Annotated in this window: 23 protein-coding genes and 1 tRNA gene; 11 read left to right on the top strand and 13 right to left on the bottom strand. The window is 68.3% G+C overall.

Features of this window, described 5'->3' with window-relative positions:
- Nucleotides 1-6 precede the first annotated feature (6 nt).
- Genes ACI7YT_RS03095 through ACI7YT_RS03085 form a run of 3 tightly spaced genes read right to left on the bottom strand, consistent with a single transcriptional unit; the run spans nt 7 to nt 1,173 of the window.
- Nucleotides 7-315, bottom strand: a complete 309-nt coding sequence (locus tag ACI7YT_RS03095; protein ID WP_406250479.1) for an SHOCT domain-containing protein — start codon at nt 313-315, stop codon at nt 7-9.
- Between the two features lie 33 nt (nt 316-348).
- Entirely contained in the window at nt 349-771 is a 423-nt protein-coding gene (locus ACI7YT_RS03090) for a DUF6325 family protein (RefSeq protein WP_406249012.1), read from the bottom strand.
- Between the two features lie 18 nt (nt 772-789).
- Entirely contained in the window at nt 790-1,173 is a 384-nt protein-coding gene (locus tag ACI7YT_RS03085; protein WP_406249010.1) for a PLDc N-terminal domain-containing protein, read from the bottom strand.
- A 216-nt stretch (nt 1,174-1,389) separates the two neighbouring features.
- Between ACI7YT_RS03085 and ACI7YT_RS03080 the strand changes: the two genes are divergently transcribed.
- The gene (locus tag ACI7YT_RS03080; RefSeq protein WP_406249008.1) at nt 1,390-1,716 is read left to right on the top strand and encodes a carboxymuconolactone decarboxylase family protein; all 327 of its coding nucleotides are present in this window, start codon (nt 1,390-1,392) and stop codon (nt 1,714-1,716) included.
- 5 nt (nt 1,717-1,721) lie between these two features.
- Here the strand turns inward: ACI7YT_RS03080 and ACI7YT_RS03075 are convergent, their stop codons facing one another.
- A complete protein-coding gene (locus ACI7YT_RS03075) occupies nt 1,722-3,923 on the bottom strand; it encodes an AAA family ATPase (protein WP_406249007.1) in 2,202 nt (733 codons plus the stop codon).
- A 105-nt stretch (nt 3,924-4,028) separates the two neighbouring features.
- On the opposite strand from ACI7YT_RS03075, the gene ACI7YT_RS03070 reads away from it, so the two are divergent.
- Nucleotides 4,029-4,688 carry a hypothetical protein gene (locus ACI7YT_RS03070; protein WP_406249006.1) on the top strand — a complete coding sequence of 220 codons (660 nt, stop codon included), beginning with the start codon at nt 4,029-4,031 and terminating at the stop codon, nt 4,686-4,688.
- Nucleotides 4,685-5,236: a hypothetical protein gene (locus ACI7YT_RS03065; protein WP_406249005.1), complete on the top strand. Its 552-nt coding sequence runs from the start codon at nt 4,685-4,687 to the stop codon at nt 5,234-5,236. Before ACI7YT_RS03070 ends, ACI7YT_RS03065 begins: the two co-directional genes overlap by 4 nt.
- Before the next feature lie 23 nt (nt 5,237-5,259).
- Here the strand turns inward: ACI7YT_RS03065 and ACI7YT_RS03060 are convergent, their stop codons facing one another.
- On the bottom strand, nt 5,260-5,439 hold the full coding sequence (locus ACI7YT_RS03060; RefSeq protein ID WP_406249003.1) for a hypothetical protein: 180 nt from the start codon (nt 5,437-5,439) through the stop codon (nt 5,260-5,262).
- Between the two features lie 13 nt (nt 5,440-5,452).
- Between ACI7YT_RS03060 and ACI7YT_RS03055 the strand changes: the two genes are divergently transcribed.
- Nucleotides 5,453-5,710, top strand: coding sequence for a hypothetical protein (locus ACI7YT_RS03055; protein WP_406249002.1), 258 nt, complete (start codon nt 5,453-5,455; stop codon nt 5,708-5,710).
- On the opposite strand, the gene ACI7YT_RS03050 is transcribed toward ACI7YT_RS03055, so the two are convergent.
- Together ACI7YT_RS03050 and ACI7YT_RS03045 are read right to left on the bottom strand one after the other, a co-directional pair.
- Nucleotides 5,642-6,880 (bottom strand): hypothetical protein, encoded by a 1,239-nt coding sequence (locus tag ACI7YT_RS03050; RefSeq protein WP_406249000.1) that lies wholly within the window; start codon nt 6,878-6,880, stop codon nt 5,642-5,644. The two genes, ACI7YT_RS03055 and ACI7YT_RS03050, sit on opposite strands and share 69 nt — an antisense overlap.
- Nucleotides 6,881-6,911: 31 nt before the next feature.
- Entirely contained in the window at nt 6,912-7,907 is a 996-nt protein-coding gene (locus tag ACI7YT_RS03045) for a LacI family DNA-binding transcriptional regulator (protein WP_406248999.1), read from the bottom strand.
- 145 nt (nt 7,908-8,052) lie between these two features.
- Here ACI7YT_RS03045 and ACI7YT_RS03040 point away from each other — a divergent pair, with 145 nt between their 5' ends.
- From ACI7YT_RS03040 to ACI7YT_RS03015, 6 genes are all read left to right on the top strand, one after another.
- Nucleotides 8,053-9,003: a carbohydrate ABC transporter permease gene (locus tag ACI7YT_RS03040; protein ID WP_406248997.1), complete on the top strand. Its 951-nt coding sequence runs from the start codon at nt 8,053-8,055 to the stop codon at nt 9,001-9,003.
- Entirely contained in the window at nt 8,993-9,901 is a 909-nt protein-coding gene (locus ACI7YT_RS03035) for a carbohydrate ABC transporter permease (protein ID WP_406248996.1), read from the top strand. Before ACI7YT_RS03040 ends, ACI7YT_RS03035 begins: the two co-directional genes overlap by 11 nt.
- A 40-nt stretch (nt 9,902-9,941) precedes the next feature.
- The gene (locus tag ACI7YT_RS03030) at nt 9,942-11,255 is read left to right on the top strand and encodes an ABC transporter substrate-binding protein (RefSeq protein ID WP_406248995.1); all 1,314 of its coding nucleotides are present in this window, start codon (nt 9,942-9,944) and stop codon (nt 11,253-11,255) included.
- Nucleotides 11,256-11,347: 92 nt separating this feature from the next.
- On the top strand, nt 11,348-12,481 hold the full coding sequence (locus ACI7YT_RS03025) for a Gfo/Idh/MocA family protein (protein WP_406248993.1): 1,134 nt from the start codon (nt 11,348-11,350) through the stop codon (nt 12,479-12,481).
- Nucleotides 12,478-13,215 (top strand): cupin domain-containing protein, encoded by a 738-nt coding sequence (locus ACI7YT_RS03020; RefSeq protein ID WP_406248992.1) that lies wholly within the window; start codon nt 12,478-12,480, stop codon nt 13,213-13,215. Before ACI7YT_RS03025 ends, ACI7YT_RS03020 begins: the two co-directional genes overlap by 4 nt.
- Entirely contained in the window at nt 13,212-14,273 is a 1,062-nt protein-coding gene (locus ACI7YT_RS03015; protein WP_406248991.1) for a Gfo/Idh/MocA family protein, read from the top strand. Before ACI7YT_RS03020 ends, ACI7YT_RS03015 begins: the two co-directional genes overlap by 4 nt.
- 31 nt (nt 14,274-14,304) lie before the next feature.
- On the opposite strand, the gene ACI7YT_RS03010 is transcribed toward ACI7YT_RS03015, so the two are convergent.
- Complete coding sequence (locus ACI7YT_RS03010) at nt 14,305-15,432, bottom strand: calcium:proton antiporter (protein WP_406248990.1); 1,128 nt, start codon at nt 15,430-15,432, stop codon at nt 14,305-14,307.
- Between the two features lie 95 nt (nt 15,433-15,527).
- Here ACI7YT_RS03010 and ACI7YT_RS03005 point away from each other — a divergent pair, with 95 nt between their 5' ends.
- On the top strand, nt 15,528-16,316 hold the full coding sequence (locus tag ACI7YT_RS03005) for a DNA/RNA non-specific endonuclease (protein WP_406248989.1): 789 nt from the start codon (nt 15,528-15,530) through the stop codon (nt 16,314-16,316).
- A 4-nt stretch (nt 16,317-16,320) separates the two neighbouring features.
- On the opposite strand, the gene ACI7YT_RS03000 is transcribed toward ACI7YT_RS03005, so the two are convergent.
- The 5 genes from ACI7YT_RS03000 to ACI7YT_RS02980 all read right to left on the bottom strand — a co-directional run bounded on the left by ACI7YT_RS03000 (nt 16,321) and on the right by ACI7YT_RS02980 (nt 21,231).
- Nucleotides 16,321-17,064 carry an alpha/beta fold hydrolase gene (locus tag ACI7YT_RS03000; RefSeq protein ID WP_406248988.1) on the bottom strand — a complete coding sequence of 248 codons (744 nt, stop codon included), beginning with the start codon at nt 17,062-17,064 and terminating at the stop codon, nt 16,321-16,323.
- A complete protein-coding gene (locus ACI7YT_RS02995) occupies nt 17,061-17,606 on the bottom strand; it encodes a PadR family transcriptional regulator (RefSeq protein WP_406248986.1) in 546 nt (181 codons plus the stop codon). Before ACI7YT_RS02995 ends, ACI7YT_RS03000 begins: the two co-directional genes overlap by 4 nt.
- 162 nt (nt 17,607-17,768) lie before the next feature.
- Nucleotides 17,769-17,859 (bottom strand) — tRNA-Ser (locus ACI7YT_RS02990).
- A 56-nt stretch (nt 17,860-17,915) separates the two neighbouring features.
- The gene (locus ACI7YT_RS02985; RefSeq protein WP_406248985.1) at nt 17,916-20,030 is read right to left on the bottom strand and encodes an alpha-galactosidase; all 2,115 of its coding nucleotides are present in this window, start codon (nt 20,028-20,030) and stop codon (nt 17,916-17,918) included.
- A gap of 85 nt (nt 20,031-20,115) precedes the next feature.
- Nucleotides 20,116-21,231 (bottom strand): ROK family protein, encoded by a 1,116-nt coding sequence (locus tag ACI7YT_RS02980; RefSeq protein ID WP_406248983.1) that lies wholly within the window; start codon nt 21,229-21,231, stop codon nt 20,116-20,118.
- Nucleotides 21,232-21,276 lie beyond the last annotated feature (45 nt).

Raw genomic sequence — 21,276 nt, 5'->3', positions numbered from 1 at the left:
GGCGGATCAGCCGAGCAGCTTCGCCTTGGCCGCCTCGAACTCGCCCTCACTGAGGACGCCCTGGGCCTTCAGCGTCGCCAGCTGCTGGAGCTGCGCGACGACATCGGTGCCGCCCGCGACCGGCGCGGGCGGTGCTGCGGCCGGCGCGGGCGGCGCCATCGCAGCAGCCTCCTGCTGCAGCTCGTACTGGTGCTGCTCGTTCTTGGCGTCGGCACGGCCCTGCTGGCGCCTGGCCACGTTTCCACTGACGGCGCTCGCGGTCCCGGCGACGACGGCTGTGCGCGCGGCCATCCCGATCAGGCCCGGTCGTCCCATTCGTCTCATGAGCGGCATATCCTCGTCCTTTCCTCAGACGCCGACGGCTTCGGCGACGACAGCGTTCACGATCGGCGCGGGGATGCGGACAGAGTCGACGACCCGCCCACCGGCCGCTACCACGGCGGAAGCGAGATGCTTCGCCCACAGCAGTTCGACGGCGAGCAGCAGTGCCGATCTTCCCGGCGGCAGCCCCTCGGCGAGCTCTTCGACGTCCTCGTGCGAAACGAGGCCCGACGCAGCGAGATCGATGCTGCCGAGCTCGATGCCGGCGTCGTCGACCTCGAGCCAGCGGACCGTGCCGTCCGCGTCGCGCGAGACATGCAGAAGATCGATGAGCCGTACTGTTCCCGCGTCGACGAGTTGCGCGATCGCCTCGATCACGAGCGGGTCGGGCATTTCGCCGGCGAAATCGGCGAGAACGAACTCGACGGGTCCGAATTCCAGATCATCCATGTCGTGTCTCCCTTCCGCTCAGGCGGCGAGCGCCTTGGCCTTCAGAGCGTCGAACTCGGACTGCGAGATCGCGCCGGACGACAGCAGCCCCTGTGCTCGCTCGATCTCGGCGGACGGCGACGTGGATGTCCCGGCCACGCTGCGGATGTAGTCCGCGTTCGCCTGGGCGGCCGCATGCATCTCGGTCGACTGGCGATGGGCCATCGCGCCACCCCGGGCGATCAGGTAGATCAGCGCGCCGAGGAAAGGCAGCACGATGAGCAGGATCACCCATCCCGCCTTGCCCCATCCGCTCAGCGTGCTGTCCCGGAACACGTCCATGAAGATCCAGATGAAGGTCCAGACGCAGAGGATGACGAGATAGATCCACAGCATCCACAGCAGGAAGTCGAAGAAACCCATGACGGTGCCCTTTCCGAGCGTTCAGCGGGACACCGAGCGGCGGCCCTGCGTCACGGTATCCACGCGGCGGAATCGGACGCATCATGCGAATCGTGTGATCAGGGCGAATCGTGCACCGGATCACACGATTCGCATGGTGCGCTGGGCAGTCGCTCGCGATGCACTGAGGGCAGCGGGTTTCGCTCACCAGCGGGTGAAGCCCCTGAGGAGGCTGATGTGGATGCCGTCGAAAGGCTGAGACGCCTGTGCATCGACGACCCGGTCGACGACGCAGCCGATGATCCCGGTTGGTCCGACGCTCTGGATGCGCACACCGTGTCGCTCGTGCGCATCGGAGCGCTGATCGCAACGGATGCTCCTGCTGCGTCGATGCGCTCCGTGATCGATGAGGCCGTCACCGCCGGTGCCTCGCTGCAGGAGATCGTCGCGGTGCTGGAGGGGCTGATCGGCGATGTCGGGTTGCCCCGGACCGTCGCCGCCGCCCCTCGGATCGCCGCTGCACTCGGTCATGGCGACGATCTCGTGACCGACGCGGAGATCTGAGCCGATCAGCGGCCGAGCAACCCGACCTCGTTCGCGCGGTCCACTGCCGCTCCGCGCGTCGTGACACCGAGCTTGCGGTAGATGGACCCCACCTCCGAGCTCACCGTGTTGCGGGAGATGAACAGCCGACGGCCGATCTCCGCGATCGTGAGGTGCGTCTGCAGATACGGCAGCAGACGGAGCTCGGCCGGCGTCAACGGCACGCTGCCGCCCGCCGCCGGCTCCGCGGCCAGTGAGCTCCTCAGCTTCTCGACCTGGGCAGACACCACACCGACATCAGGGCGGCGACGCAGCAGTTCGTCGATCTCGCGCATGAGATGCCGAGCCGCTGCCCGGTCGTCGACGGCGAGGTGCGCCAGGATCAGCTGCATCCGCGCCCGCACCGACACGTACGGCAGCAGACTCGTGCAGCCGATGCGCGCACGCATCGCGCGGGCGATCAGCCGCAACCCGCGTTCCCGATCGCCGTCGTGCACGGCGACGCGGGATGCCACCGCCAGCGCGAGCGCCGTCGTGGGGTATCCCTCCATGTGACTGGCATCGATCGCCGCGACGGCGCGATGCACATGGTCGCGCGCGGCGCCCCAATTCCGCTCGTCGATGGCGAACAGTGCGAGCTCAGGTGCGCTGAGGATGACCGTGTCGGCGTTTCCTGCTGCGATCGCGACATCGACGGCTTCTTCGAAAGCAGCCTCGGCCTTCGCCCGCTCATCGACGAGCAGGCACGCCGATCCCCAGAGATGCAGTGCCTGATCCCGCCACGGACTGGTCTCCGGCTCGTACTCGATCGCGAAGGCCGCCTCCGCGAGCACCTGCTCGGCCCCGTTGATGCACAGCGCCGCCCGGATCATCGATCTCGCGGACGCGAAAGCGGGTCGCTCGTGTGCCGGCAGCGTGCCGATGTCGAAGGCCTCCAGCACGCCCGACCAGCGCTCCCCGACCGGGACGTCGCCGAGGAGTATGCCACTCCAGGTCATCATGACGATCAGCGGCGGATAGCTGCGCACGACGTCGTCGCCGAGTTCCGCCAGCCACCGTTTGACGGTGGACACCTTCCCCAGCTGGTACATCGGCAGACTGAGTTCGGCGACGCGCTCCGCAGCGCGCTCGACCTCGCCTGCCTGCAGGAGGTGCTCGACGGCCTCGGCGGACGCGCCGCCGCGCTCGTGCCAGTCGGCCGCACGCGTGTGCAACCCGACGACTGCTGCAGCCCCCTCTGCGCGCTCGAGCTCTGTGATCAGGAACTCACGGAATAGCGGATGGAAACGGAACCAGCCCCGGTGCCGGTCCAGCCCGATCAGGAACAGGTTCGCCGCCTCGATCTCCGCGAGGCGCGCGCGGGAGTCCTCGATCCCGAGCACGGCGTTGCAGGATGCCGCCGACAGCTGCTCGAGCACCGAGCTGCGACGGAGAAACGCCTGCATGTCGGCGGGCAGTCGCGAAACGCATTCACGGTAGAGGTAGTCGGCGACGAACCGATCGTCCCCGGTCACGGCCGTCGGATCCCCACCGCTCCGGGCGACCAGTGCGCACAGGAACAGTCCGGTGGGCCACCCCTCGCAGTGCTCGACGATGGCGCCCAGGCGCTCGTCGGCGATATGCCCGGCACCGGCGCTGTCGAAGATCGCGCGCGCGCCGTCCTGCCCGAGCGACAGGTCGTCCACGCCGATCTCCCACGCGTCGCCGACGGCGCGCAGTCGGCAGACGAGGGCGGACTCGCGCCGACCGGCGATCACCACCTGAGAGCCGGGTGGCACACGAGCGAGCAGGATCTCCAATGCGTCCTGGCATTCGTCGGATTCGGCCCAGTGCAGGTCGTCGACGAACAGGACGAAATCCTCGGGCGCTGCGGCGAGCGCACCGGCCAGCAGAGGTGCAGAGCGTCCGAGCGCCGCAGTGCCGATCCCCCGCAGGTCGTCTGCGACACTCGCGATGGTCGGTGACAGCGCGGCGGATGCCGCAGCGATCACCGAGAGCAGCGCAGCGGGATCGACATCGGTGCGGTCGAGGGATGCCCACGCGACATGACGCCGTTCGGTGGCCGCCCATTCCGCGAGCAGCGTGGATTTGCCGTATCCCGCCGGTGCCGCGACGGACACCACGCGCGCGCCGCTCGCCCGAGCGCGCTCGATGAGCGTCCCCCTGCTGACTCCCGCCTCACGGACGGTCGGTACCTGTATCTTGCTGCCGAGCAGCGTTGTCAACACGTCAGCGTCTCCCCGCACTGGATCGTGATCTCCCCTTAGGCGAATAGTAGGGGTCGCTGACCCCGGCACGCCACAGCATGCGTACGAGGCCGTTATGCTTTCGGCGTGATGAGGACCGACGAGACTCCCGGTGCGGTGCGCCGGGCAGCCGCCGGATCCGGGCGCGCGCTCGCCTCACTGGGCTCTCCCCTCTGGGCGGCGATCCTTGTCGCAACCATCATCGCGGCCGTCTTCGTCGGCTTCGGCGGGCTGCGCCCGGCCTCCGCCTCCCCCACGGAGATCGGCGTCGATGAGGAGGCCCGCACCTCGCTGTACGCCGTCACGGTCCTGGATGCCGAGACCACGGACGTCGTGGAGGACCGGATGGAGGCCGACCCGGGCGAAACCCTCGTGGTCGCCACACTCCGCGTGGAGAATCTGTCCGACCGGCCGATCGACATCGGCGGATCGGTGGACCGCGTCGAAGCTCGGCTCGTGAACACCGCCGCCCCTCTGCTGGCCCTGGTCGATGCGGAGCCGACGGACTACGCCAGGTCCTGGCGCACCGACGGCTCGCCCGGCACCGTCGTGCTCCAGCCCGATGTGCCCGCCGAAGTGCAGATCGCCTGGCCGGTGCCGGAGGGCTCGCTCGCCGACGGCATCCTCCGGCTCGATGTCCACGAACCCGAGATCACCACCGGGAAGGTGATCCTCTCGTCCGACCACATCAGCTGGGACCGCGGCGATCTCGTGGCCCGGATCGTCGTTCCGCTGGAGTCGTCATGAGGCGAGGCGCCCCCTGGGCCATCGGCGCGGCCCTCGTAGTCGTCGCCGGGGTTGCGGTCGCGCTCACTCCCCCGGACATCGCACTGACGCAGGCCTTCTCCATCCGTGGCGGAGCGGGCGATGCCGCGACCGGCCGCACTCTGACCGCGCAGGTCCGTGATGCGGCCTTCGCCGAGCGCGTCAGCACCGGCGACTGGGAAGCCGACGGCAACTGGATCGTCGTGACCGTGGCGGCGTCCGCACCGCAGACCGAGGTGGACGCCGCGGTGATCATCGCGGCGCTCGAGGTCGGCGACCGCACCTTCCACGCGAGCGAGCGGATGCGGGACTCACTGCTGGGTGCCGGGCTCCGCGTCGGCACGGACACGGTCGGGATGCTCGCGTTCGAACTCCCCTCCGACGTGGACGCCGGAGATGCCGACCTGCGCCTGATCACCTCGTACTCGACACCGCAGCTGGACGATGTGGTCGTGCTGCCCCTATCGCTCGACGACCTGCCGTCCGAGGCCGAGATCGAGATCGTCGCGCCCGAGTGGGAGGGGTCCTGATGCGCTGGTCCGGGCGTCGTGCCTCACTGATCGCCCTGCTCGTGGCGGTCGTCGCCGTCGTCGCGGTGCACGTGTGGTTCGACGTCGTGCCGTCGATCGAATCGGACGAGGTGACCGTGGTGTCCGCCGATGAGGCGGTCGACGTCGCGGGTCAGCAGCTCGCTCCGCGCCGACGAGTTCGAGGCTCCGGAAGGTTCGCGCACGGTCAGCGTCCGGGTGCATTCGACCGGCGGAGCCGAGGCCACCGGGTGCCGGTCGTTGCTGCTCACCGCGCAGGACGACCGGCGCGTGTGGACGCCCGCGACGTCGGAACTCGACATCCCCTCGGATGGCGAGGAATCCCGCTGCCAGGCGGAATCGCCCCCGTACGACATCCTGGCGGTGTTCGTCGTCCCGGACGACGCGTCAGGGCCGTTCTGGTTCAACGTCACCGATGAGGATGGCCGCATCGTCCGCTTCCCCGTCGAGCTCTGACAGCACGTGGCCACCGGGCTCGCGCGGCTCCAGGCCGGACCCGGGACGCGCGATCACGCCGTCGTACGCCGTCGCGACGATCGCGACCCGCAACGGCTCCGCGATGGCGGCGACGCCGACCAGGATGAGCGGCAGGTAAGCCGCCCAGAAATCTGTGTCGTGTCCGCCGATCGCTTGGAGCACTCCACGCGTGCCGAGTTGTTCGGCGAGCGCCCAGAGGCAGTACGCCAGCGCGTAGCCGCCGAACAGCACGGGGCCGCTGCGCCAGATGACGGCCATCGCCGCCCAGAGGTCCTCGAATCGTCTGGTCAGGGTGCGGGCGAGGATCGCCGCCGATCCGCGTGACTCCGTCGCCGTGCGCAGCATCCGCGGCACGGCGCTCTCGAACGTCGTGCCGTAGATGACGCCGGCGACGAGCAGCCAGGCGGCCGGCACGATGACAGCGGCGATCAGGATGCCGAACACCCATGTGCCCGCTTCCCACACGACCGCGACCACCGCGATGTTCGCAGCGAACCAGTCGCCGATGCCGTCGAGCCACTGCGCGCCGGCCGTCGTGGTTGCCCAGTCGAGCGCGTCGCCCCACCACTGCCCGACGAGGGTGAACAGCATGAAGGTCCAGAGGACTTCGGCGTAGGTCGCGAGGATCAGCGTCCAGGTCGGCAGCCGCCCGCTGAACCGGGCGAAGGCGAACCGCGCGGCGAGCGCGACGACGAGCACTGTGATCGGAAGCACTCCGGCGGTGATGAGTCCGCCGCGATCGCCCAGCTGCGTCGCGTCGAGCGCGACCTCCTCGAGCGCGATGCGAGCGGCGATGTTCATGAACTCGATCTGGTCGGCGGTCAGCATCCCCCACGCGGCGTAGAACGCGAAGAACGGCAGAATCGCCGGCAGGATCGCCGCGCCGAACTCGCGCGGTCCGCTGTGCTCCGCGGCGGCGATGTGCGGCAGCGCCGGCCGCACCGACAGGTACATCGCGACGTACGAGGCCAGCCTCGCCGCCACCGCGAGCGGAAGCAGCAGGAGCCCGCCGAGCGTCGTATGGCCGCCGACGAACCCGGCGAGCTGCACGAGCAGTACATGCAGGGCTTCGCCGCCCAGATACCAGGCCACGAGCACGACCCCGTGCCGCGCGACGATGCGCCCGAACGTGCGGATGAGCTGCGGCATGACTCCCACGGTAGCGGGAGGGAACACCGAATCAGGAAGCGGTCGGCGCCCCGATCGACTCGCGCCAGACGATGCGCTGCAGGTCCGTCGCCGGCGGGGGAACCGGCTCGCGCCGCACCGTCGCGATGAGTCGGCGCATGGAGTTCTCACCCAGCGACTCGCGGTCCTGGATGACCGACGTCAGAGACGGAACCAGATACGCGCTCTGATCGGTGTCATCCCAGCCCGTCACGCTCATGCGCCCCGGGACCGACCATCCGCGCAGCGTCGCGGCGCGGATGGCGCCCGTCGCGACGAGGTCGTTGGAGGCGATGAGGGCGAACGGTGCGGTGTCGTCCGGCAGCGCCTCGATCGCATCGAAACCGGCAGCCGGAAGCCAGCTTCCCGTGATCACCCCCATGGACTCGAGGCCGAGACGCTCGATCGTGGCGAGGTAGGCGTCACGACGGGCGATCGCCGATGGATACGAGAGCTCGCCCGTGATGTGCAGGAAGCGGTGGTGTCCCAGCTCGACGAGGCGTTCCATCATCTCGACCACGGGCCGCGCATCGGTGAATTCTCCAGTGACGTGCATCTGCTCGTCGAACTCGCTCAACGACAGGACCACGGTCCGCGCCTGATCGATCGGCGGCACCGGTGCGTGCAGGGGAGTGAACGAGAGGATGCCTTCGAATTCCTCGGAGGCGACGATCTCGGCGAGCCGTTCGGCGCGTGCTTCCGGCTCACCGGGGACGTAGACGACTTCGACCGCATATCCGGCCTCGTTGGCGGCGTTCGTCACGCCGTGCAGAAGCGTCAGCGGATTCAGCGCCGACACGGTCATGGCGACCGCCAGACGCCCCGTCCGGTGCGTGCGCATGGACCGCGCCGCGAGGTTGGGCCGGTAGTGCAGTTCGGCCGCCGCCGCCATGACGCGCTTCCTCGTCGGCTCCGAGATGCCCTCCCGGCCCGTGAACACGAACGAGACGGTCGACTGCGACACTCCCGCCAATCGCGCGACATCGCGACTCGTCGCTCTCTTCTCCATGCTCGGCTCCCCTCTGGCCCGGCCGATCCGAGAAAACGGTTGACGCGGCATCCGTGCTTTGCCATAGTAGCCAATACGTCTTAGTACTACGTATTAATAGTACGTAGTAGAAGCGCACCGACATCAACGAAGATGGGGAGGAAGCATGAGCATCGCTGAATTGCGGAGCATGTCGCATGCCCGCACCGGCAGTAAGCGGACGAGGGAGGAGAGACGCGCCGCCGCGCCCGACAACAAGACGGCGGTGATCTTCCTCGCTCCGTTCATCCTCGGCGCGGCCGTCCTGACTCTCGGCCCGATCCTGATGTCGCTGTATCTGTCCTTCACGGACTTCAATCTGCTGCAGGATCCGAACTGGGTCGGCATCGACAATTACGTGCGCATGATCAGCGACTCACGACTGCATCAGTCGCTGCTGGTGACGTTCCTGTACGTGCTGATCGGCGTACCGCTGCAGCTCGGGGTCGCGCTCGGGCTGGCGATCCTGCTGGACAAGGGCATGCGCGGCCTGTCCTTCTATCGCTCGGCGTTCTACCTCCCGAGCCTTCTCGGAGCGTCTGTCGCCATCGCGATGCTGTGGCGACTGATCTTCGGCGCCGACGGTCTGCTCAACGCCCTGCTCGGAGCGATCGGAATCGAGTCGAACCAGAGCTGGATCGGAAGCCCCGAGACGTCGCTTTCGACGATCATCCTGCTGCACGTGTGGATGTTCGGCTCGCCCATGGTGATCTTCCTCGCCGGGCTCCGGCAGATCCCCGCCGAGCTCTACGAGGCTGCGGCCACCGACGGCGCTCCGGCGTGGTGGCGCTTCCGTGCGATCACCCTGCCGCTGCTCACGCCGATCATCTTCTTCAATCTCGTGCTCGCGGTGATCAACTCGTTCTCCGCCTTCACGCAGGCGTTCATCGTCTCCGGCGGCTCCGGCGGTCCGGCCGATTCGCTGCTCTTCTACACGCTGTACCTCTACCAGGAAGGCTTCGGCTCCTTCCGGATGGGCTACGCCTCGGCACTCGCGTGGCTGCTGCTCATCATCATCGGCGTCCTCACCGCCATCAACTTCTGGCTCTCCAAGTACTGGGTGCATTATGACGACTGAAGATCTGTCCACCAGGACCCTTGTCACACCGACTCGTCGGCGTGGTCCCCGCCCCTACCGTCAGCAGAGCCGTTCCCTCTGGGGACGCGCCCTGCGGCAGGCGGTGATGATCATCATGGTCGTCATCTCGCTCTACCCCGTGCTGTGGATGGTCGTGAGCTCTTTGCGACCAGAAGGCGAGATCTTCGCCAATCCCTCGTTGATCCTGACCGATTTCGAATGGGAGAACTACGTCTACGGATGGACCGCGCTCGGCACTCCATTCGGCCAGTATCTCCTCAACTCCGGCGTGATCGTGCTCGGCTCGATCATCGGGAACCTGTTCAGCTGCTCGCTCGCGGCCTACGCGTTCGCCCGGCTGCGGTTCCGCTTCCAGAGGCCGGCGTTCGCCTACATGCTCGTCACGCTGATGCTGCCGATCCACGTCGTGATCGTCCCGCAGTACATCCTGTGGGCGCAGCTGGGGTTGAACGACTCGTTCTGGCCCCTGATCGTGCCGAAGTTCCTCGCGACCGATGCGTTCTTCATCTTCCTGATGGTGCAGTTCATCAGGGGCCTGCCGAAGGAACTCGACGAGGCCGCCCGCATCGACGGCGCAGGTCACGGCCGCATCTTCCTCCAGATCCTGCTGCCGCTGATGACCCCCGCGCTCGCGACGACGACGATCTTCACCTTCATCTGGGTGTGGAACGACTTCTTCTCGCAGCTCATCTTCCTCACCAGCCCCGGCAACTACACCGTGCCGATCGCACTGCGCTCGTTCATCGACGCGCAATCGAGTTCATCCTTCGGGGCGATGTTCGCGATGAGCGTCGTGTCGATCGTCCCCCTCGTCCTCATCTTCGCCTTCGGACAAAAATTCCTCATCAAGGGCATCGCCACCACCGGCCTCAAGTAGGCACCGACCGACCACTCAGGTCTCGAACACAAGGAGCACCATGAAGCGCAACACCCTTCGCGCCGGAGCCGGCATCGTCGCCGCGACTCTCGCGCTCGGCCTCGCCGGCTGCGGCCTCGGTACCGGAGGCGGCGGCGGGGAGCCGGCCGAACTCAGCGACGAACCCGTCACCCTGCGGATGTACTGGTGGGGCGGCGACGCGCGGCACCAGCGCACCCAGGAAGTGATCGACCTCTTCGAGGAGAAGTACCCGAACATCACCGTCGAAGGTGAGTTCTCGGACTGGACGGCCTACTGGGAGAAGCTCGCCACCTCGACAGCCGGCAAGAACTCCCCCGACGTCATCCAGATGGACCAGCTCTACCTCGCCTCCTATGCCGACCGCGGCACCCTCGTCGACCTCACCGACTACGACATCAGCACGGAGGGGATGGAGGAGAGCGTTCTCGGCATGGGCGAATCGGATGGCGGGCTGTACGCCATCCCGATCTCGACGTCGGCGATGTCGACGATCGTCAACACCGATCTGCTCGATCAGCTCGGCGTGCCCCTTCCGGAGAACACCGACACCTGGACGTGGGAGGAGTACACGGCCTGGGCGAAATCCGTGACGGATGCCGCGCCGTCCGGCACGTACGGCGGATCGCTCGCTCAGAACGAGTTCATGCTGCAGCTGTTCGCCAGGCAGAACGATGACAGTCTGTTCGAGGACGGCGATGTCGCGATCGATCCGGAGACGATGACGGCGTTCTTCCAGACCGCGCTCGATTCGAGCTCGGGCGGTGCATCGGCGCCGGCATCCGCCTGGGTCGAGTCCTCGAGCCTCGCTCTCGATCAGACGCCGTTCGCCGTCGGAACCGTCGCGTCGAGCTTCATCACGGCGACGCAGGTGTCCGTCTTCTCGCAGGCGTCAGGGGCGAATCTCGAACTCCTGCCGATCCCGACGACCGACGGCGGCGTGGAGGAGTACGACTACTTCAAGGCCGGCATGTACTGGTCGGTCTCGTCGCAGTCCAAGCATCCTGCCGAGGCGGCGCTGCTCATCGACTTCTTCCTCAACGACCCCGAGGCCGTGAAGATCATCGGCAGCGAACGGGGCCTGCCCGCGATCTCCACGACGCTCGACGTGATCGGCGACGATCTCACTCCGGAGGAGGTCAAGGCCGTGGAGTACTCCGACTCGCGGGTTCCCTTCCTCGGAGAGGCGCCAGCGATCGTCCCCAACGGCGCCTCGGACGTGGACGCGGTGCTGCTGCGCTACATGCAGGATGTGCTGTTCGGGAACAAGACCCCGGAGGCCGCGGCGACCGGCTTCATCGCCGACCTCCAGAAATCCATCGACGCAGCCGGCTGAACCGGAGGGCGGTCCGAAAAGGGCCGCCCTCTCCACTGCGCTGCGCTGCGCACTCATCACCGGACCGACTGGTCCACCCGAAGGAAAGAGACATGCTCAGAATCGGAATCATCGGCACCGGCGGAATCGCGGATGCCCACATCAACGGTTATCTCGCATTCCGCGAGGACTGCGAGATCGTGGCGCTCGCGGATGTCGTCCCCGGCAAGGCCGCCCAGAAGGCCGAGGCCTTCGGTCTGACCGACGCGGTCGCGTACGACGACCCGTTCGCCATGGTCGCCGAGGCCGGGCTCGACCTGGTCAGCGTGGCGACGCCCCCGTCGACGCATGCGGCGCTGGCCGTCGCAGCGCTGGATGCCGGGGTGCACGTGCTCGTGGAGAAGCCGATGGCTCCGTCGCTCGAGGAGTGCGACGCGATGATCGCCGCGCAGCAGCGATCGGGAAGACTGCTCTCCGTCGTGGCGCAGAACCGCTTCCGCGACGACCTCGCCACGCTGAAGGCCGTCGTGGACTCCGGGCTGCTCGGCTCGATCTCGCACGTCCGCGTCGACTCCGCGTGGTGGCGAGGACTGCCGTACTACGACCTGTGGTGGCGAGGCACCTGGGAGAAGGAGGGCGGAGGATCGACCCTCAACCACGCGATCCACCACATCGACCTGCTGCTGTGGCTGCTCGGCCGACCGAGCGAGATCACGGCCATGCTCGCCAATGCGCAGCACGACAACGCGGAGGTCGAGGACCTCTCCGTCGCGGTGCTCCGCTACGGCCGAGGCCTCGCCCAGTTGACGAGCTCCGTCGTGCACCACGGCGAGGAGCAGGAGATCGTCGTCCAGGGCGAGAAGGCGCGCGTATCGCAGCCCTGGAAGGTCGTCGCCGAGCGGGCGCGGCCGGACGGATTCCCCGAGCGCGAACGCGACGCCGAGCTGGTCGCGCGGATAGAGCGCGTCGCCGCCGACCTCGAGCCGCTGGCCCATCACGGCCATGCCGGGCAGATCGGCGACATGCTCGATGCGATTCGCACCGGACGCGCGCCGATCGCCGACGCCCAGGACGGACGCAACGCCGTCGAGGTCGTCACAGCGATCTACAAGGCGGGCTTCGATCGCAGGGTCGTCTCCCTCCCCCTGTCCGAAGACGACCCGTACTACCGCGCGGGCCATCTCGTGTCGTCCGCACCTCACTTCTACGAGAAGCAGCGTTCCGTCGCCGAGGCGGTGCGGGTGTGAGCACCTTCCCCGGCGGCACATCGCTGACCGACCTGGAGGTGTATGCGGATGCCGCGCCGGATGGCATCTGCGGCGGCAGCCCGCATGTGCACCTGGTCTCGACCGAGGCGTACATCGTGGTCGCCGGGCACGGCGCCCTGCACACGATCGACGCTGACGGCTACCGCGAGACTCCGCTCGTGGCGGGCTCGGTCGTCTGGTTCACTCCGGGGACCGTGCACCGCGCGGTGAACCAGGGCGAGCTCCGCGTGATCGTGCTGATGAGCAACGACGGATTGCCCGAGGCCGGAGATGCCGTGCTCACGTTCCCGGTGGACGTGGTGGCGGATGCCGAAGCATACGAGTCGGCGACCTCGCTCGGTGACGTCTCCGGGCGCGCGGCACGGGCTTCACGCAGGCGCGATCTGGCCGTCTCCGGCTTCGAAGCGCTGCGCGACGCCGTGGTCGCGGGAGACCGCGGACCGCTCGATGCCTTCTATTCCGCGGCGGTCGAACGAGTGCGTTCGCGCGCGCAGACCTGGGGCGCCCTCGTCGAACAGGGCCCTCTCGCCCAGGCGGAACGGGAGCTCGAGCGGGCGACGGCCATCGCTGCCGGCTCCGCGTCGCACCTCGGCGAAGCGCGGGTGAGCCGCGCTGATCCCGCATCCGGCGAACCGGTCTTCGGCATGTGCGGTCGGCTGCGCACCTACGACGTCACCAACCGCACCCCCCACGCTCAGGAGAATCAGCAGTGAACCAACCGTACGTCTTCGACCCGCTGCCCGAGCCCGTCGTCGGGCCAGGCGACTTCGTGTTCTCCGCCGTCGGTCTCGCCCACGGACACGTGATCGGCATGACGCGGGGCCTGATCGATGCCGGCGCGACGCTGCGCTCGGTCTACGACGCCGACCCTGTCAAGGTGGCGGAATTCGTCGCGCATTTCCCCGGGGTGCGCGTCGCCGCGAGCGAGCGCGAGGTTCTGAGCGACCCGGACGTGCGTCTGGTCGCGAGTGCGGACATCGCATCCGAGCGCGCCGACCTGGGGCTGCGCGTCATCGACGCGGGGAAGGACTTCTTCGTGGACAAGGCGCCGCTGACGACCTTCGCCCAGCTCGACGCCGTTCGGGAGGCGACCGCCAGGACGGGACGGAAGTACGCCGTCTACTACGGCGAGCGCGTGCATTCCGAAGCTGCGATCCTCGCCGGACAGCTCGTGGCGCAGGGCGCCATCGGGACCGTCCTCCAGGTCACGGCCTTCGGCCCCCACCGTGTCGGCACCTCTCGCCCCGATTGGTTCTTCGAGGCCGATCGATACGGCGGCATCCTGTGCGACATCGGCAGTCACAACTTCGAGCAGATGCTGTTCTACGCCGGAGCGACCGACGGCGAGATCGTCAGCGCGACCGTCGCGAACTACGCGCACCGCGACACCCCTGGGCTGCAGGACTTCGGCGACGCGCACGTCGTCCTCGACAACGGGATGACCGGGTACGTCCGCGTGGACTGGTTCACTCCGGATGGGCTCGGTGTATTCGGGGACGGACGGACGATCCTGCTCGGCACGGACGGCTATATCGAGCTGCGCAAATACATCGACATCACGACGGACAACGGCGGCGGTCAGGTGCTCCTGGTCAACCAGGACGGCCAATATCGCTTCGAGGCCGACGGCAGGACAGGCTTCCCGTTCTTCGGACAGTTGATCCGCGACTGCCTCGAGCGGACCGAGGTCGCGATGACGCAGGCGCATGCGCTGAAGGCAGCCGAGCTGAGCCTGCAGGCTCAGACGTCGGCACGGGTCCTCGCCGGGTGAGTCCGAGGGTGCGGACCGACGGTCCGCACCCTCAGCTGAACAGCACGAGGACGTACGCCGCGAACATCACGAGATGCGCCGCGCCGTGCATAGCGGTCGCCTTCTTCGACGCGAACGTCGCGACCGACAGGACGAGGGTCGCCCCCAGCAGCAGCATGTCCGCCGGTGTCTCGGCCAGCACGACCGTCTGTCCCGTGAACATGCCGATGATCAAGACCGCCGGGATCGTGAGGCCGACCGTGGAGACGAGTGCACCGTGGCAGAGGTTGCTGACGCGCTGCGCCTCGCCGGCCAGTGCCGCACGCACCGACGTGATGGATTCGGGCAGGAACACGATCGCGGCGATGAGGACGCCGGCCAGGGCCGGCGGTGCGCCCAGCCGCCCGAGCCCGTCATCGAGCAGCGCCGCCATGTCGTGCGACAGCAGCACGATGGGCACCACGGTGAAGACGAGAAGTGCGAGGCGCGTGATGATCTCGCGGCGGTGCTCCCGCAGCACTTCCCCGATGGGCGTGTGCGTTCCGGCATCCACACGGGCGGATGCCGCAGCATCCGGCTCCGTGAAGTCGACGGCCCTCGGGCCCATCTGCTGGAAGAGGAAGAACACGTAGACGGCGAGGGTCAGCACCACGATCGGGATCTCCTGGCCGGTCGTGTACGCGCCGTCGGTGCCGATGGCCGCCGGAAGCCCGAAGGCGAGCACGCTGAGGACGATCAGCATCGTCAGGTAGGCGGTGGTGCCGACGCGGTTGTGCCGCAGTCCGCCGTGGCGGAGGCCTCCGACCAGCAGGCAGAGGCCGATCACGAGATTGAGGATGATCATCGACACGGCCATCACCGAGTCGCGCGCGATGGTCGTGTGATCACCGGGGCCGAGCATGACCGCGGCGATGAGGACCACCTCGATGAGGACGATCGAGAGCGTCAGCACCAGTGATCCATAGGGGTCGCCGAGCCGGTGCGCGAGGGCTTCGGCCTGCTTGACCACGCCGAACGCGCAGATGAGGACGACCGCGACGATCCCGGCCAGCGCCAGGATCAGTGTGACGGGCGGCGCCGGTGGGTCCAGGATCGGGTGGATCAGAAGCAGGACGACGAAGGCGCCCCATCCGAGCCCGATGCGGGTGATCTCCGCGGGGCCGACCAGTCGCGTAGGCATTGCTGTCTCCTTCGGGTGGGGCCGTCCCCCGAAAGAATGTCACGATCCGGGTCGTCCCGGTCGCGATGTCGCACCTCGATTCTACGCTGGGTCCTATGACAGACGGCTACGATCCCACCTTCCTGGATGCCGAGGTGCCGCTGCCTCAGCCGGCCGGTGAAACTCTCGCTCTCCCCTACCCGCGGTTCACTGTTCTCCTCGATCCCGAGCGGCGGCTCGCGGCCGTCACCGGCGTGAACATCGACGGCGCGCGGCTGCGCGCGGTGTCGAGGTCAGGAGACTGGCGGCTCGATCCGAGGGCGGATGCCGATCAGCAGGCCGGCCCCGACGTGTATGCGCGCAACGATCTCGACCGCGGGCATCTCGTGCGCCGGCGCGACCCGGGGTGGGGCGACCTCGACGAGGCGCGCGCGGCGACCGAGGCGACATTCTTCTATCCGAATGCCGCGCCGCAGGCCGCAGGGTTCAACCAGTCCAAGGAGCTCTGGCTCGGATTGGAGGACCACGTGCTGTCGTACGCCCAGGCGACGAACCAGCGGGTGTCGGTTTTCACCGCTCCGCTGCTGGCGGCCGAGGATCCGCCGTACCGCGGCATCCGGATCCCCCTGAAGTTCTGGAAGGTCGCCGCGTGGAACGGCCCGACCGGTCTCGCGGCCGCCGGCTTCCTGCTGGACCAGTCCGAGCTCGTCGACGTCCGCGAAGGGGTGCTGGCTGCGCCGCCGCTGGGGGCTTTCCGCACGTTCCAGGTGCCAATCGCCGACATCGCGGATGCCGCGGGTGTCGATCTCGGGATGCTGGTCGGAGCCGATGTGCTTGCGGCGCCGGCGGCCAGGCCCGGCGCGTGGCGCGAGCTCAATTCTCTGGAGGATGTGCGTCTGCGGTGACCCGTCAGGATCCTCTCGGCGGCGACGGCAGCAGCTCGGGGTGCGCCGTGCGTTCGTCGAGCCAGGAGCGCAGAACGCGATTGAAGAGTGCGGGATCCTCCGCGTTCCACGCATGGTGCATTCCGGGTGCGAGCCCGATCGTCGCGTCCGGACGAGCCGCGCGGATCACGTCGAGGCTGTCGTGGAAGTACCGCATCTCGCGCTCGCCCGCGATCGCCATGAGCGGGGCTGCGATGTCCTCCAGCCGTGTCACGCCTCCCGGGTAGACCTCGCGCAGCTGCTCGGTCAGCTTCGCACGTGAGATCGGGGGGCAGTTCGCCACGAACCACGTTGCATCCTCGCCCTCCATGCCGAACTGGCGGGCCATGCCCGCCCAGTAGAAGCGCCGGTACCAGAGCAGGAGCGCCACGCGATTCATCATGCGCATCGACCAGCGGTACGGAAGCACCGAGGCTCCGGTGACGAACACGCTCGCCACGTGCTGAGGATGGCGAGCGGCGAGGTGCAGCGCAGTGATCCCACCGAGAGACAGCCCGACGACGTCGACGGGCTCTCCCGCTTCCGCATCGATGTACGCCGCCACCCGGGCCGCGACGGCATCGAAATCGCCCCACGGTTCGTCCCGTCGCGACAGGTACCCGGGCAGATCGGGAGCGAGAGCGAGACGGTCGTGGAAGGCCGGCACCTGTTCGGCCCAGCTCCAGCCGCCGACCGAGCCTCCGTGGAGGAAGAGCACCGGGCGCGTCACGAGCCCTCCTCCGCTCCGAGACCTGTCCTGAGCGCGTCGAGCCATTCGAGATGCTCATCATGCTCACGGATCCCCTGGTCCAGAGTCATGGAGCGCAACCATCCCGCACGGTCCGAGCGCGGGTCCGGATGCGGAGTCTCGGCACGGACTGCGGCGAGCGCGTCCCGCGCCGTCGTCGCGTCCGTTGCACGGGCTTCGATCAGCGCCGAGATCTCATCATCGCCGAGCTCTCCGGCGAAGAACATCCGGGCGACGAAGGAGTCGCGGGGCGCCTGCGACTCCGGCCGGGCGACGAGCCATGCGTGCAGCGCTTCGCGTCCCCGGTCGGTGACGTGGTGGACGACGCGGTCCGGAGCATTCGTGCCCGGCACGACCTCGATGCGCGCGAGGTGCTCGTCGACGAGCTTCGCGAGCGTGCGGTATATCTGCGCCTTGTCGGCGCGCCAGAAGTACGCCGCGGAGGTTGCGAAGGCACGCATGAGGTCGTAACCGGTCATCGGCTGAACGACCAGGAAGCCGAGGATGATGCGGGACAGTGTCATGACGTCAGTGAAACACACCCTAGGAGACTAATCAACTAGGGGCGGCATCCGCGGCGGCGGGAGCACGGAGGGTGACACGGGGGCCGATCAGCGCCGTGTGGGACACACGCAGATTGTGGAGCGCGGGAGACGACGAAACCCCCGATTTCTCGGGGGTTTCTGTGGCGGTGACGGTGGGATTTGAACCCACGGTAGGGGGTTACCCTACACAACTTTTCGAGAGTTGCACCTTCGGCCGCTCGGACACGTCACCGCGGATTAGTTTACGTGAGACACGGCATCCGCGCGAATCGAGCGTTCGGCACCGCGTCAGATGGCTTCGACCTCGAGCACGAGCGCGGATGCCGGCGCGAGCAGCGGCACACGGACCCCGACCGCGCCGAGCAGCGATCCGGGCAGTTCGCAGCTCCCCTCGGCGATCCACGGAACCGGCTTCGCGTCCAGGAACCTCTTCGCCGACAGCGCCGGGACCACCCGCACGCGGTAGTCCGCCGCGGCGTCGAGCCCTGGCAGGCGCAGCGCCGGCGGCACCGCCCATTCCCCCGTCGCCTCGCGCGTCAGCCGGAACAGTCCGTGACGGCGGTCCGAGGACACCACGCCCGTCAGCACCTGCCCGTCGTCGTCCCCGTCGCCGTGGAGGAGCTCACCGGAGTGCATGAGCCCGCGCAGGCGCTTGTACTCGCCGATCCACGCCTTCACGTCCGCTCGCTCGTCTGCGGTGAGGTGGGTGATGTCTGTCTCGATGCCCCCGTGCGCGAACAGCGTCGTCGCGATCCGGAACCGGAGCTCGGTCGCCCGCTGGGTCGTGTGGGCCGTGGCGGGGCCGATATGACTGCCGATCAGCTCGGGCGGCAGCAGCAGTTCGGTCCAGCGCTGGATGCGCGAGCGCTCGAGCGGGTCGTTCGTGTCGGATGCCCAGACCCGATCAGTGTGCTCCAGGATGCCGAGGTCGACACGAGCCCCGCCGGACGAGCATGACTCGATCTCGACATCCGGGTGCCGGCGACGCAGCTCGTCCAGCAGCGCGTACACCGCCCGGGTCTGCGCGTCAATCCCCGCCCGCCCGGCATGCACCGCTTCCAGCACATCCCGGTTCTGATCCCACTTCAGGAACTCGATCGGGTACTCGGTCAGCAACGCCCCCAGCCGCTCGAGCAGGTAGTCCGCGACCTCGGGCTGGGCGACATCCAGCACGAACTGGTTGCGCCACGACCGCGTGGTCCGCCCCGGCATCCGAAGGAACCATTCCGGATGCTCAGCCGCGAGGGCCGAATCCGGACTGACCATCTCCGGCTCGACCCAGAGGCCGAATTCCATCCCGAGTGCTTGCACATGCTCGACGATCGGGTGGAGCCCGTCCGGCCAGACGGTTCCGTCCACGTGCCAATCCCCGAGCCCGGCCGTATCGCTGCGGCGACCGAGGAACCAGCCGTCGTCGAGCACGAACCGTTCGACGCCGACCTCGGCAGCCACGTCGGCGAGCGCGGTCAGCGGTTCGAGGGTGTGGTCGAAGTAGACCGCCTCCCAGGTGTTCAACACCACCGGACGCGGAGCCGACGGATGTGCAGTCCGTGCGCGAAGCGACTGATGCAGCCGCGCGGACAGCCCGTCCAGACCGGCGTCGCTCCACACGAAGACGGCGGTCGGCGCCGCGAACTCCTCGCCGCGCGCGAGAACGATCTCGTCCGGTCTCAGCAGTTCCCCCGCACCCAGCACGTTGCGCCCCTCCGGCAGCCGATCGGTGCGGTACACGGCGTCCGCGCTCCATGCGAGATGAACACCCCAGACTTCGCCGGAGCGGTCGCCGAAACCCGGCGTCCCCGCCACGAAGAGCGTCGGGGCGTCATGCCCCGTCCGGCCGCGCCGCGACTCGCGCAGATGCGTACCCATGGCGACCGGACGCCGCTGCGGCGAGCGCTCCCGCGTCCACCGTCCGGTGAAGTCGAGCATCTCGCGCGCTCGGGCGGCGACCGGCAGCGTCGCGTCGAGCGCGGCGATCGTCAGCGGCGCATCGCCGTCGTTGACCACGCGATGCTCTACCCGAAGCACACCGGCGTCGTCGAGGCGCAGCACGCTGTGCAGCGTCATCCCGTCCGCAGACGCGACGATCGAGAAGCCGTGCTCGTCGGCATCCAGGTCTGTGACCGACCAGTCAGGGTGCAACGGCGCACCGGCGACCGCGCCGGACAGAGCCGGACGCCCTTCCCACCCGTCCCGCTCCGTCGGCAGGATCGTCAGCGGCCACGCCACGTCGAGCGCGCTGGCCGAGATCTGCCGTGCGCTCGCTTCGTCGAGGGCGAGGAGCGCGGTGGCAGAGACGTCGCCGACGTCCTCTCCCCAGTGCAGGACTTCGGGCAGTCCGTGGTCGCGGAACGCGACGAGCAGTGCAGCGCCCGCGGCATGGAAGCGGCGAATGGTGGGCATGAAGGAACCTCCGTCGTGACGGCCGTGCGGCCCGCATAAGATTCCCGCACACCGACCTACTTTGTCAATATATGAAACAAAGAGGCTAGATGAGCATCCCTCGAATCGCGATTCCGGCACCAGCGCGAGCCCACTTCGAGAAGTCCCACGCTCGTACGTCCAGATCGACCTCAGCGGCGTCCTTGTCGAGTCGCTCGGCGAGCGCGGCGCGCATCGCGTCTCCCCCCAGCTCGTGCACCGCGATCCCGTCGCCCGTGACCACGACCTTCTTCGGGTCGACGAGGTTCACGACCGTGGCGATGAGCGCACCGAGCGCACGTCCGGCATCGGCGAACGCCGCCAGCGCGATCGGATCACCGTCGCGCGCGTCCTCGACGGACTGCTCGTACTCGCCCTCGGTCCGGCGCACGGCCTTGCTGATCGCCGCATTCACGAGCAGGCTCGATACGCACCCCCGGTGACCGAGCCCGCAGTAGGGTCCGGCCTCGTCGACGATCATGTGGCTCATCTGGCCGGCCCGGGCGTGCGCGCCTTCGACGACCTCGCCGTTGACGACCAGCCCGCACCCGATGCCGACGCCGACCGTGATCAGCGCCATGTCGTCGATGCCCGCCCCCGCACCGAACCAGTGCTCCGTCGCCGTCAGCGCCTGGACGTCGTTCTCGACAGAACACGGCAGTCCTGTGGCCTCCGCCACCAGGGTTCCGAGCGCCACGTCGGTCCAGTCCAGGAACGCGGAGCGCTCGACGATGGCGCCCTCGCGCCTCTGACGAGCGCGACCGGCCAATGCGATCCCGACGGCCGACAACTCATGCCCCGCCTCGGCGAACTCGCGGGCGACGGCGGCGATCTGCGCCACCACATCCGCGGGCTCCCGGGAATCGATCGGCTGTTCCGCAGCCGCGACGATGCGCGCGGACAGGTCGGTGACGACGGCGTAGAGCCGGTCGCCGGTGAGCTTGATCCCGAGGAAGTGCAGCGCCTCCGCGCGCACCGAGAGCATCTCGGACGGTCGGCCGGTCTGGCCGACCAGCCGCGTCTCGCCCTCGGTCAGGAAGCCCCCGTCGACGAGCTGTCTCGTGATGCGGGTCAGGCTCGCCCTGGACAGCAGGAGCCGCCGTGCGATCTCGGCGCGCGGCAGTTCGCCGTGGATGAGAACCTCCAGCAGAGCCGCGCGCATCGGTGCCGACATCTCGGCCATGTTTGTCACCTCAATGAACATAGTATGTTGCGCGGATCCCGCCGC

Origin of the sequence: Microbacterium sp. M, from assembly GCF_045181065.1 — a bacterium.
In the GTDB taxonomy this organism is placed as follows: domain Bacteria; phylum Actinomycetota; class Actinomycetes; order Actinomycetales; family Microbacteriaceae; genus Microbacterium.
This window is presented reverse-complemented; position numbering and strand designations above follow the sequence as displayed.